Origin of the sequence: Streptomyces telluris (genome assembly GCF_024519335.1) — a bacterium.
GTDB classification, from domain to species: domain Bacteria; phylum Actinomycetota; class Actinomycetes; order Streptomycetales; family Streptomycetaceae; genus Streptomyces; species Streptomyces telluris.
The window spans coordinates 60,994-73,063 of sequence record NZ_JANIID010000004.1 but is presented as its reverse complement, the minus strand read 5'-3'; the positions used below and the strand labels follow the sequence as shown (position 1 = coordinate 73,063).

11 protein-coding genes are annotated in these 12,070 nt (G+C 75.0%); 6 read left to right on the top strand and 5 right to left on the bottom strand.

The window, feature by feature from the left end:
- Window positions 1-55: 55 nt before the first annotated feature.
- Complete coding sequence (locus NQU55_RS06495; RefSeq protein ID WP_168091658.1) at window positions 56-991, bottom strand: dihydrodipicolinate synthase family protein; 936 nt, start codon at window positions 989-991, stop codon at window positions 56-58.
- 138 nt (window positions 992-1,129) lie between these two features.
- Window positions 1,130-1,849: an endonuclease V gene (locus NQU55_RS06490; RefSeq protein ID WP_168091659.1), complete on the bottom strand. Its 720-nt coding sequence runs from the start codon at window positions 1,847-1,849 to the stop codon at window positions 1,130-1,132.
- Between the two features lie 44 nt (window positions 1,850-1,893).
- On the opposite strand from NQU55_RS06490, the gene NQU55_RS06485 reads away from it, so the two are divergent.
- On the top strand, window positions 1,894-2,193 hold the full coding sequence (locus tag NQU55_RS06485) for a YciI family protein (protein ID WP_168091660.1): 300 nt from the start codon (window positions 1,894-1,896) through the stop codon (window positions 2,191-2,193).
- A gap of 27 nt (window positions 2,194-2,220) precedes the next feature.
- On the opposite strand, the gene NQU55_RS06480 is transcribed toward NQU55_RS06485, so the two are convergent.
- A complete protein-coding gene (locus NQU55_RS06480; protein ID WP_168091661.1) occupies window positions 2,221-3,300 on the bottom strand; it encodes a WD40/YVTN/BNR-like repeat-containing protein in 1,080 nt (359 codons plus the stop codon).
- Window positions 3,301-3,443: 143 nt separating this feature from the next.
- On the opposite strand from NQU55_RS06480, the gene NQU55_RS06475 reads away from it, so the two are divergent.
- A complete protein-coding gene (locus tag NQU55_RS06475) occupies window positions 3,444-4,634 on the top strand; it encodes a sensor histidine kinase (RefSeq protein WP_168091662.1) in 1,191 nt (396 codons plus the stop codon).
- Window positions 4,635-4,943: 309 nt separating this feature from the next.
- Complete coding sequence (gene ssgD / locus NQU55_RS06470; protein ID WP_168091666.1) at window positions 4,944-5,357, top strand: spore wall synthesis regulator SsgD; 414 nt, start codon at window positions 4,944-4,946, stop codon at window positions 5,355-5,357.
- Between the two features lie 13 nt (window positions 5,358-5,370).
- On the opposite strand, the gene NQU55_RS06465 is transcribed toward ssgD, so the two are convergent.
- Together NQU55_RS06465 and NQU55_RS06460 are read right to left on the bottom strand one after the other, a co-directional pair.
- Window positions 5,371-5,889, bottom strand: coding sequence for an inorganic diphosphatase (locus NQU55_RS06465; RefSeq protein WP_256789993.1), 519 nt, complete (start codon window positions 5,887-5,889; stop codon window positions 5,371-5,373).
- A gap of 386 nt (window positions 5,890-6,275) precedes the next feature.
- On the bottom strand, window positions 6,276-7,175 hold the full coding sequence (locus tag NQU55_RS06460; RefSeq protein ID WP_308402203.1) for a DMT family transporter: 900 nt from the start codon (window positions 7,173-7,175) through the stop codon (window positions 6,276-6,278).
- 435 nt (window positions 7,176-7,610) lie between these two features.
- Between NQU55_RS06460 and NQU55_RS06455 the strand changes: the two genes are divergently transcribed.
- The 3 genes from NQU55_RS06455 to NQU55_RS06445 all read left to right on the top strand — a co-directional run bounded on the left by NQU55_RS06455 (window position 7,611) and on the right by NQU55_RS06445 (window position 11,874).
- Window positions 7,611-9,629 (top strand): MMPL family transporter, encoded by a 2,019-nt coding sequence (locus NQU55_RS06455; protein WP_168094786.1) that lies wholly within the window; start codon window positions 7,611-7,613, stop codon window positions 9,627-9,629.
- A 26-nt stretch (window positions 9,630-9,655) separates the two neighbouring features.
- Window positions 9,656-10,969, top strand: coding sequence for a sensor histidine kinase (locus NQU55_RS06450; RefSeq protein WP_168094785.1), 1,314 nt, complete (start codon window positions 9,656-9,658; stop codon window positions 10,967-10,969).
- Window positions 10,970-11,136: 167 nt separating this feature from the next.
- The gene (locus tag NQU55_RS06445) at window positions 11,137-11,874 is read left to right on the top strand and encodes a response regulator (RefSeq protein ID WP_168094784.1); all 738 of its coding nucleotides are present in this window, start codon (window positions 11,137-11,139) and stop codon (window positions 11,872-11,874) included.
- Window positions 11,875-12,070: the final 196 nt, after the last annotated feature.

Below are 12,070 nucleotides of genomic sequence, written 5' to 3'. Positions count from 1 at the left end.
GTACACGCTAGCCCGCCGGTGTGACATCACCGGGGATCTGCGGCACCGCCGGGGATCACAGCAGCCCGGCCTCCGCCAGGTGGTGCCGCACGGCGTCCACGGCCGCGCCGGGCAGGGGGTGCTGCGGGGCGGCCGTCGCCGGGCAGTCGATGACCCCCAGGAGGTGCAGGGCCGCCTTGAAGCCGCCGAGCGCGGACGCGCTCCAGCTCATCCCGGCGAGGTCCCCCGTCCCGGTGAGGGCGAACAGCGCCGCGAGCCGGTCCTGTTCGGCGGCCGCCTCGGCCCAGCGGCCCGCACGGGCGTGCTCGTACAGCCGTACGTACCCGGCCGGGTCCACGTTGCCCAGCCCGGGGACGACGCCGTGCGCACCCGCCAGCAGGGCCCCGTCGACCGCCAGTTCGGACCCCGTCAGCACGGCGAACGAAGCGTCGAGACCGCGCCGCCGCAGCGCGACGAGGAGCCGGCGCAGCCCGCCGAGGTCGCCGCTGCTGTCCTTGAGCCCGGCCAGCGTCCCGTCCTCGGCGAGGGGCAGGAGGATCCCGGCGTCCAGCCTGGTGGGGACGGACGAGGGGATGTCGTACGCGATGAGCGGCAGCCCGGCGCCGGCCCGGATGCGGCGGAAGTGGTCGCGGACCTCCACCGGGTGGGTGGCGGTGTAGAAGGGCGCGGTGGCGACGAGCGCGTCCGCGCCGAGCGCGGCGGCGGCCCGGGCGTGGTCCAGGACGCGCGCGGTGGTCATGTCGACCACCCCGGCGAGCACCGGCACCCGCCCGGCGACGGCGTCGACGGCGGCCCTCAGCGCCGTGCGGCGGCGAGCGTCGTCCAGGTAGGCCGTCTCCCCGCTGGACCCGAGCACGAAGACGGCGTGGGCACCGGCGGCGAGCACGTGCTCCACGAGCGAGCCGAGCGAACGGGTGTCGACCTCGCCGGACGGGGTCAGCGGCGTGCAGAGCGGTGGAACGACCCCGGACAGGGGAACGGGCAGACCCACGGCGACCGCCTTTCCGGCGCGATGCGGGCCGCGCCGAGCCTTCGGGAGGGGGCGGGGTCAGTATGTCGGCGCCGCGCGCCTCCGTGGGGCGGCTCCGCCACCGGGCGGTAGGTGACCGGCCGTCACCCCGTCACCCCGTCACCCCGTCACGCCGTCACCTTTCCCTTCCACCAGCCCCTTCAGCGCCCGCCGGCACAGGCCGTCCGCCGCTCTCGTCGTCTCCGGGAGGCGGAAGGCGGGGGCCAGGGCGAGGGTGTGGGCGGTGGCGTTGTCGAGGCCGGTGCGGTGGCCGACGGAGACGAAGACCGGTTTGACGCCGGGCTGGGTGCGCAGAGCGCGGCCCACTTCCTCGTCGCCGTCGAGGAGGGGCGAGGTGTCGCCGCGGTGCGGCCCGGGGGCGTCGTGGCGGAAGGTGAAGGGGTTCTTGGCGACGCCGATCGTCGGCAGGCCGGTCACGACGCCCAGGTGGCTGGCGAGGCCGAAGCGGCGCGGGTGGGCGAGGCCGTAGCCGTCGCAGACGACCAGGCCAGGGGTGACGCCGAGCCGTTCCAGGGCGGCGAGGACCGTGGGGATCTCGCGGAAGGCGAGCAGCCCGGGCACGTACGGGAAGGCGACCCGGCCGACCGCCGTCGCCTCCTCCACCACTCTCAGGGTGGCGGTGTCCAGGGCCACGGCGGCGGCCACGACGACGTCCCGCTCGTCGTCGTAGGCCACGTCGACGCCGACGGCCACGAGCGGCTCGCCGGGCGGGGGCCCGGGTTCGTCCAGGACGGTGCGGCCCCGCAACTCGTCCTGGAGGGCGGTCGCTTCCGCCTCGGTCGTGGGCCACCCGGGCGGTACGTCGGTTACCTCTGCCATGCGCATAGTGCGGGTCACGCTACCCGGCGGCTAGCCTGGCGATCATGTTCGTACTGGAGCTGACCTACATCGCGCCGATCGAGCGCATCGACGCCGCCCTCGCCGAGCACGTCGCCTGGCTGGACGCGCACTACGCGTCCGGCGTCTTCATCGCCTCCGGCCGGAAGGTGCCCCGGGACGGCGGCGTCATCCTCGCCGTCGGGGAGGACCGGGCGAAGATCGAGGAGATCACGCGGAGCGACCCGTTCACCGTGGCGGGGGTGTGCGAGTACTCCGTCACCGAGTTCATCCCGACGAAGACGGCCCCCGCCCTGGAGTCCTACCGGCAGGAACTGCCCTCCTGACCGCGGCACCCGCCGTCCCGGGCGCGGCTACCGGGAGGTGAGCCGGGCGATGCGTCCCTTCTCCCCCGCCGCCCAGCAGCCGCCGTCCGCCGCGCAGTCCACCGTGTCGTAGGAGCCGGTGTCGAAGGCGCGCCAGGTGCGGCCGCCGTCCGTGGTGAGGTCGCTGCCCGCCGGGCCGACCGCGAGCGCCGTGGTGCGGCTGTGCGGCAGCCAGGCGACGCCGGAGCGGTAGGAGCCGGGCGGGCGGGAGGCGGCCGTCCAGGTCGTGCCGCCGTCGCCGCTGACGGCCGCGGCCCGCTCCGAGGGCTGCCCGGTGCGGTAGTCGCCGCCGACGGCCAGGCCGTGCGTCCGGTCGCGGAAGGCGAGGCCGAAGACGCCGCGGGCGGAGTCGCCGGCGGGGACGGGCGTGCCGGCGACGGTCCAGGTGCGGCCGCGGTCGGCGGAGTGCAGGACGCGGGAGGACGCGGCGCCACCGGTCGCGATCCAGGCGTCGTGCCTGCCGGAGCTCACCACGCACTGGCCGCTCGCCGCGAACGCGGCCTCGCCGGGGAGTGCGGCCGGCATGCCCCGGCCGGGCAGAACGCGCCAGCTGCGGCCGCCGTCGCCGGTGGCGAGGATGCGGAACCGGCCGTCCACGGGGTCGCCGAGGGCGATGCCGTGGCGCGGGTCGAAGAAGGTCAGGCAGTCGTAGAACGCCTTCGGATCGGTGTTGCGGAAGGTCTCCGTCCAGGTGCTGCCGCCGTCGTCCGTGCGGAAGACCCTGGACGCCTCGCCCTCGCCGATGGCCAGCACGACGGCGCGGCGGCCGTCGAACGCCTCCACGTCGCGGAATTCGAGCGCGCCCGCCCCGGGCGGCGAGACGTTTCGCCAGCTGCGCCCGCCGTCGCGGGTGAGCAGGACCGTCCCCTTCGTGCCGGCGGCCCACGCCGTGGAGCGGCTGACGGCCGCAAGACCCCGGAAGCGGGCGTCGCTGCCGCTGTGCCGGCTCTCCCAGGCCCGGGCCGCGGGCCCGCCGTCCGCTTGGGCGGGCGCGGTGCCCGCGCAGGCGAGTGCGGCGCCGCACAAGGCCGCGCCGATGGTGCGTAACGTCCTCAGCGTCCGTCTCATGACGGGGCAAGCTAGCAGCTGTCCGGCGGAGGCTCACCGGACTGCGGCAGATTTCAGGTCGTCCAACGTTCATCCTTTTGGCCGGTGCCGAGTGGCTGTACGGGCGATCCGCCGCCCGGCGGCCCGCGCCTAGCGTGAAGCGCATGACGCCGACATCCGTGCCGTTCGTCCCTGCCCGGACCGCCCCCGGGACTGCCCGGCGCCGCCGCACCGGCTGGCTGCTGGCCGGCCTGTGCTGCCTGTGGCTGCTGGAGGGCCGCCTGCTGTCGCGGGGAGCCGTCCACCCCGGGCAGACCGACGGCCACCACGCCCACCTCGTGGTGTGGGCCGCCGGACTGCTGGCGGCCCTGTGCGTGCCGCCCTGGGGCCCGCCGGCCGCGCGCGCCGCGGCGGCGATCGCGGTGTCCTGGTCGGCGACCGGGTACCTGATGGCCGCGGGCGAGCACCTGCCCGTCCGGGGGCTGACCGAGAGCGCGGCCCTGCTGGTGCTGCTCGCCCTCGTCGCGTGGCGGGCGCCGGTGCGGGCCGCCGTGCCGACGGGCGTCGCGCTGGCCGCCGGGGTGCTGGTGGCGCCCGTGCGCGACACGGACGCGCCCGGGGCGGCCGTCGTCGTCTACGCCCTGGTCGTCGCCGGCGTCACCTCGGCGGGCCTGTGCCTGCGCCACCGGGACGGCGAGCGCGCCCGGGCCGTGGCCGCCGCGCGCGACGCCGAGCGCCTGGAGCTGGCGGGCGAGCTGCACGACTTCGTCTCCCACCACGTCGCCGCGATGACGCTGCTGGCCAAGGCCACCGGCACCGTCACCAAGGACCAGCAGGTCGCCGCCTCGTTGCGGGACATCGAGGCGGCCGGCGACGAGGCGCTGACCTCGTCCCGGCGGCTGCTGCGCGTCCTGCAGCAGGACCAGGCCCACCGCGCGCCGCTGCCCGGCCCGGACGCGGTGAGCGCGCTGGTCGACGAGTTCCGCCGGACGGGGCCGGGCGCCGTGCGGGTCGAGCTGGACGTCGACCCCCGCTTCGGCTCCGGGGCGGCGGCCCCCGAGCTGGCCGCCTCCGTCCACCGGATCGTCGCCGAGGGGCTGGCCAACGTGGCCAAGCACAGCCCCGGGGCGTCGGCCGTGCGCGTGACGCTGCGCGAGGAGGAGCGGCGCCTGTTCGTCTCCGTGCGCGACGACGGCCCCGCGGGGCAGCCGGCGCCCCACGCGCCCGAGGACACCGGGGGGCTGGGGCTGGTCGGGCTCACCGAGCGGGCGGACGCGATCGGCGGGTCCCTGACGGCGGGGCCGGTCCCCGGCGGGGGGTGGGAGGTGCGGGCGGTACTGCCGGTGCAGCGGTAGTGAACGGTAGTGAACAGAGTGGTGCACGGGCAGCGATTTCATGGCTGAGACGGCTTATGTCTTTTCCAATCAAAGGATCGTGATGCAGGTCACGCTTGAATCATGTGCACTGCAGCGATCGAACCGCCGTCTCTTCTGACGGCGTCTCTCCAGTCGGCGGATCCCTCCCGGATCCGGCCGGCGGCCGGACGCCGGCAGGAGCAGCACGAACCGCACGGCCCGCACGTCCCGCACGACCACCGCCGCACCAGCACCCCGTACCACCGCAAGGACCCGCACCACATCACAGCGATCGCGAGGGAGCACGCGTTGTCCACTGTCATCGACCAGGCTGTCCAGGCACGGCTCATTGCGTCGGCCCCGCAGGACCGCGCCGTCCCCGCGCAGCTGCGCTACGTACCCTCCGATCCCTTCGCCGTCCACATCGCCTTCCCGCCCGTGGCCTCCCTCGACGGGGCGGACGTGGAATGGGTCTTCGCCCGCGAGACGCTCGCCTGCGGCCTGATCGCGCCCACCGGGGGCGGCGACGTCCACGTGTGGCCGTGCGGGCCGGACCGCACGGTGCTGGAGTTCCACGCCGTCGAGGGCGTGGCCATGGTGCAGATCGACACCGCCGAGCTGCGGCGCTTCCTCGCACGCTCCTACGCGCTGGTGCCGGCCGGCAGCGAAGGCGGCCGGCTGGACGTGGACGGGGACCTCGCGGCGCTCTTGCGGGAGGCCTGAGCCCGACGGGCGGCTAGTGCGCCGGGCGCTCCCGCTCCTGCCCGGCGCCGGCCGCCGCGGCCCGTGCGTAGGAGGCGGAGATCTCCGCCTCGGCGGCGGCGCGGTCCGCCCAGCGGGCGCCGTCGTCGACGGACTTGCCGGGTTCGAGCTCCTTGTACACCTCGAAGAAGTGCTGGATCTCCAGCCGGTCGAACTCGGGGAGGTGGCGCAGGTCCCTCATGTGCTCGTGCCGCGGATCGGACGAGGGCACGCACAGCACCTTGTCGTCCTCGCCCTTCTCGTCGCGCATGCGGAACATCCCGATCGCACGGCATCTGATGACGATCCCCGGGAACGTCGGCTCGCCCGCCAGGACGAGGGCGTCGAGCGGTTCGCCGTCGGCACCGAGGGTCCGCTCGATGTAGCCGTAGTCGGCGGGGTAGCGGGTCGAAGTGAACAGCAGCCGGTCCAGGCGGATGCGGCCGCGCTCGTGGTCCATCTCGTACTTGTTGCGGCTGCCTTGCGGGATCTCCACGACGACGTCGAAGTCCACGGGGCTCCTCCGGAGGGGGTGGGCCGGACGGACGGGCCCATCGTGTCGTGCTTCCCGCGCCAGGACCATACCTCCTCGCGGAGGGCGCTCACGGACAACGGCGGGGCCGTCGCGCTCGCGGCCGACCCGGCCGACCTGCCGGGTGGGCCCGGCCGTCTTCCCCGGCTCCCGTCCGGCACGGCACCGCCGGAATGCGCTGCCGCGGCTGATCGCCGTTGCGGCGGAAGGGGTTTGCGGTGCCCCGGACGCCGGCATGGACAGGCGCGCCGCACCATCCCTGCTGATCGCCGCTGCCGCGGAAGGGATTTCGGGGGCGTGCCCCGTAACCCCCGCCCCTGCAGCCCCAGTCGGCGTCGGCCGGTCCCCGTCCGCCGTTCGGTGGTCGGCTATTCCTGTTTCGCCGTCGCGTGGGTGAGTCTTCGGCGGGCGTGGGGGACCGCCGGGGTGGGGGTGGTGGTGGAGAGGGCGGGGGTGAGGCGGCTGAGGGTGATCACGCCCGTTATGGCGACCGTGCCGGCCGCAGCGGCCAGGAGCCCGCCCGTCACCCCGTACCGGAACGTTTCTCCCAGCACCGCCGTCCCCACGGCCGCCGCCACCACGGGGTTCACGGTGGTCACCGTCGCCAGCGGCGCCGCCAGGCCCGCGCCGCGGTAGGAGGCCTGGGACAGGAGCATGCCGCCCGCGGCGAGGACGGCGGTGACCAGCGCCGTGAAGGCGAAGAACTCCGTCCTGCCGGAGGTCCAGTCCTGCGCGGCGGCCTTGGTGAAGACGGAGGCCATGCCGAAGGCGACGCCCGCGGCCGCGGCCAGCACCACCCCGCGGACGACGGCCCGCCGCGCCCAGTGCGCACCGAGTGCGAGGACCGCCGCCCCGGCGATCGCCACGGCGGCGAGGCCGGGCCGCTGGGCGGCGTCGAGGGTCTCGGCGTGCGGCGGGCCGGTCAGGCTGAGGAGCCCGGCGAGCCCGGCGGTGGCCAGGAGGGCGCCGCGCCACCCCGCCGCGCCGACGGGTCTGCGGGCGGAGACCGCCGCCAGGGGCAGTGCGAAGACGATCGTGAGCGCCCCCAGGGGCTGCACCAGGCTCAGCGGCCCGTAGGCGAGCGCCAGGACGTGCAGCCCCGCGCCGAGCCCGGTCAGGGCGACCGCGCCCCACCAGCCGGGCCGGCGCAGCGGCCCGCAGGGCCCGCCCGGCGTCGTGGCCGCGACGCGCTCCTGCACGACGGCCGCGGCCGCGTACGCCACGGCCGACACCAGGCAGAGCAGCACCGGCAGCAGGAGTGGGCTCACACCGCTCTCCGCCACCGCCGGGGCCCGTGGCCCTTGATGCCTGTCACGCCTGTCATGCCCTTCATGTCTCCACCATGCCTCGCGCCCGCCGCGTCCGTCGTCGCCCCAGGGGATGGATCCGGCCCTCATACCGGGGGAGTACGGGATGACCCCGAACGCGCACGCTGCGTATCCGTCCGGCGGCGGCCGCCGTCCGCCCGGCCTTACTCCCCCGGGAGTAGCAACCCCCTAGTTGCACCCGGCGGATTAGCTTCCGCTTCGCTCTCCGGGCCGACGTGCCGGGCCCTTCGCGCCGGAATCCTGGAGGGGTCATTGGATTTCGGCTCGGAGGAGGCGGCGGGACACATGGCTCCGGCGGCGGAAACGCAGCGGAAGGAAGGCCGGCTGCGGCCGGCACGCGAAGGAAGGTCGAGGCGCCGCGCCCTTCCGTGGGCGGTGATCGCCCTGTGGATCGTGGTGCTCGCGGTCACGGCGCCCTTCGCCGAGAAGCTCAGCGGCGCGGCGCGGGACCGGCCGGTGGACTACCTGCCGGCCAGCGCCGAGTCCACCAGGGTCGAGCACCTGCTGCAGAAGCTGCCGGGCGGCAACACCTCGGACGCGATCCTCGTGTACCACCGCGACGGCGGCCTCTCCGACGGCGACCGCAAGGCGGCGCAGGAGCAGATCAAGCGGATCGCGGGGCGCTACGAGCTGCGGGGCGGGGGCGAGCCGCCCACGGTGGTCTCCAAGGACGGTGCCACGTCGATGACGGCGTTGTCGGTGTCCGGGCTGGCGGACGCCGCCGCGCAGGGCAAGGCGGTCGACGGCATCCGGGACATCGTCAAGGAGGACAAACCCGCGGGCCTGAAGGCCGAGCTCGGCGGGCAGGTGGCCCTCGCCTCCGACCAGAACGAGGTCTTCCAGTCCATCGACGGCACCCTGCTGATCGGCACCGCGGGCGTCGTCGCCGTCCTGCTCATCCTGATCTACCGCAGCCCCTTCCTGTGGCTGGTGCCGCTGGGCGTGGTCGGCGTGGCGGCCTCGGCGGCCATGGCGGGCGTGTACGGGCTGATCAAAGCCTTCGACCTGACGGTGACGACGATGAGCACGTCGGTGATGACGGTGCTCATCTTCGGCGCGGGCACGGACTACGCGCTGCTGCTGGTGGCCCGCTACCGCGAGGAGCTGCGCCGCACCGAGCAGCCGTACGACGCGATGGTCTCCGCGATCCGCGGCTGCGGTCCGGCGGTGCTCGCCTCGTCGGGAACGGTCGTCGCGGGCCTGATGTGCCTGATGGCGGCGGACCTCAACAGCAGCAGCGGCCTCGGGCCGGTCGGGGCGGTGGGCGTCTTCTGCGCGCTGGCGGCCATGCTGACGCTGCTGCCCGCGGTGCTGGTCCTGCTGGGCCGCCGCGTCTTCTGGCCGATCGTGCCGGCCTACGGTTCGGAGGCCGCGCACCGGCGTTCGCTGTTCTCGGCCATGGGCAACTCGGCGGGCCGGCGCCCGGGCCTGGTGCTGCTGTGCGGCGTCGCGGCGCTGGTGGCCCTGTCGGTCGGCGCGGTGAAGCTGCCGGGCACACTGAAGCAGGAGGACGCCTTCCTCAAGAAGCCGGACTCGGTCGCCGCGATGCGCACGGTCGCCGAGGCCTTCCCCGACTCCAGCAGCCTGCCGATCACCGTGGTGACGCGTACCGGGCAGGCGGGCGAGGTGGAGAAGCGCGTCAAGGCGACGAAGGGCGTCGCCGCGGTGCAGCCGGGCCGCAGCGGCGGGGACCGCACCGAGCTGCAGGTGTTCTCCGTGGCCAAGCCCGAGTCGGACGGCGAGAAGAAGACCATCACCGCGCTGCGCGCCGCGGTGCACGGCGTGCCGGGCGCACAGGCGATCGTCGGCGGTCCCACCGCCCAGCAGATGGACCTCGCGACCACCAACGCCGACGACCGGGTCAAGGTGATCCCGCTGGTGCTGGTCGCCGTGCTGATCGTGCTGATCGCCCTGCTGCGCAGCCTCGTGGCGCCCCTGGTGCTCGTCCTCGCCGTGATCGCCTCCTGGGGGGCGGCGATGGGCCTCAGCGGCCTGGTCTTCGGCCCGGTCCTCGGCTACAAGGGCCTCGATCCGAGCCTGCCGCTGCTGACGTTCGTCTTTCTCGTCGCGCTCGGCGTCGACTACGGCATCTTCCTGATGCACCGCGCCCGTGAGGAGCGCTTGAAGGGCGCGGACTCGTCCGAGGCGGCGCTCACCGCGCTGCGCACCACCGGCGGGGTCATCACCTCCGCGGGCATCGTGCTGGCGGCCACCTTCGCCGTGCTGGCGACGCTGCCGCTGGTGGCGCTGGTCGAGATGGGCTTCATCATCGCGGTCGGCGTGCTGCTGGACACCTTCCTGGTCCGTACCTACCTGGTCACCTCTGCAAGCCTGTTGCTGAAGAGGTGGATGTGGTGGCCCGGGAAGCTCTCGCGGGGTTCGATGGAAGCGTGATGCCGTCCCGGGAACCGGTTGCCCCCATGATCGCGCGTCTGCTGCTGCCGCGGCACGCGGCCGTACGACGCAGCGTCCTGCTGCAGGACTTCGGCATCGCGCTGGCGGTCCTCGCCGTGCAGAGCGTGCTCTTCGTGGTCACCACGCGGCGGTCGCCGGACCTCCCGGGATGGGCGCTCCTCACCGGCGCCGCGCTCGTCCTGACGGCGCGGCGCCAAGCACCGTGGCTCACGGTGCTGGCCGTCGCCTGCATGAACGGCCCGTTCTACGCGCTGGGTTACCCCCGCACGGCGGTGCTGCCGGCGGGCCTGGTGGCCCTGTGCACGCTCGCCGTGGTCGGCCCGCCCAAGCGCAGCTTCCTCACCCTCGGCGGCATCTTCGGCGTGGCCACGGTCGTCCTGCTGGCGTTCGGCAAGGGGCACGAGATCGTGCCGACGCTGGTGAGCGCCGGCTGGATCGCCGACGTCGTCCTGATCGGCGAGGCGGTGCGCCTGCACCGCAATTACGTCGGGGCCATCATGGAGCGCGCGGAGCGCGCCGAGGCGACGCGCGAGCGCGAGGCGGCGCGCAGGGTCGCGGAGGAGCGCGTGCACATCGCGCGCGACCTCCATGACCTGCTGGCCCACAGCATCACCCTGATCGGGGTGCAGACGGCGGTCGCGGCCCACGTCCTGGTCGCCGACCCCGAGCGGCTCGACCGGGCGGCGCTCGCCAAGGCGCTGGACGGGATCGCCGACACGTGCCGGGACGCCCGGGCGGAGCTGCGCGCGACGCTGGAGGTGCTCCGCGGGAACGATTCCGCGGGCTACGGGCCCCTGCCGGGCCTCGACGGGCTGCCCGATCTGGTGCGGGCGGCGGAGGCGGCCGGGGCACGGGTGAGCCTGCAGGTGCACATGGGGCCGGACCCGCGGGGCGGGACGGCGGGGGGCGGCGGGGCGTGCCCCGGCACCGCCGCGGACGCCGCGGCGGATCCCGCGGCAACGGCCGTTCCGGCCCCGGCGGTCGGGGCCGCTGCGTACCGTATCGTGCAGGAAGCGCTCACCAACGCGGTCCGCCACGGCGGGCCCTCGGTCCGCGTCTGGGTGACGGTGGCGCGCGGCGGGGACGACGGCGCCCTGCGGGTCACCGTGCTCGACGACGGCGGTTCGGGAGCGCCTGCGCGCGACCCCGTGCCGGGGAACGAGGCGAACGGCACCGGCGGTTACGGCATCGTCGGGATGCGCGAGCGGGCCCGCAGCGTCGGCGGAGGGCTGCAGGCCGGGCCGCGCGCCGGTGGCCCCGGGTTCGCGGTCACCGCGGTCCTGCCGTCGGCCCCCGCGGACGGGACCGCCCTCCGGTGAGCGCGCCGTGAGACGCCGGCGAGCGCGTGCGCCCGTGCATGCAGTACCCGCCTCAGTGAACGACCTGCGCCGCGGGGCGCGGTGCGGGTCCCCACCCGAAGGATGACTCCGATGACCTCAGCACCGACTCCGGCAGCACCGCCCTCCCCCGGGGGGAGGGACGGCCGATGAACGCGCAGCAGCCGATCCGGGTCCTGCTCGCCGACGACCAGCGGCTCGTCCGCTCCGCGTTCGCGATGCTGGTGGACACCGCACCCGACATGGAGGTCGTGGGCGAGGCGGGCACGGGCCGGCAGGCCGTCGAGCTGGCCCGCAGCTCCCGGGCGGACCTGGTGGTGATGGACATCCGGATGCCGGACCTGGACGGCATCGAGGCGACCCAGCGGATCGCGGCCGACGAGGACATGGCCGGCGTGAAGGTGCTCGTCCTGACGACGTACGACACCGACGAGTACGTCATCGACGCGTTGCGCGCCGGCGCCTCGGGCTTCCTGGTGAAGGACACGCGCCCGGCGGCGCTGCTGGAGGCGATCCGGACCATCGCCGCCGGGGAGGCGCTGCTGTCGCCCGGCCCGACCTCGCGCCTGATCGCCCGGGTGCTGCGGGCGCCGAGGGCGGACATCCCGGCCGGCTTCGTGACCAACGGCCTGGCGGTGCTCTCGGTCCGCGAGCGCCAGGTGCTGACCCTGGTGGCCAGGGGCCTGAACAACGCCGAGGTGGGCGATGTGCTGGGGCTCAGCCCGCTCACCGCCAAGACCCATGTCAGCCGGATCATGGGCAAGTTGTGCGCCCGCGACCGGGTCCAGCTGGTCATCGCCGCGTACGAGGCGGGGCTGGTGACGCCGGGCGCCGTGCCGGGCGCACCGCCCTCCGGGGGCTGCGGGGGCGGCGCCTGCTCTTCCTGAAGACCCCCTGAAGAGAACGGGCGCCTCCCCTACGCCACGGGGCGGAACGACGGGGGCGTCCCGTGTCCTCCGTGCGTTGACGCCGCGTTGAGCCGGGCGCGCACGCGCCTCAATGAACGTTCGAGGCGCCCGCCCGGCTCCGCCATCCGTTGAGGGCGGAAAGGGGCCGGGGGATGGATGACGCCGGTTGTTCCAC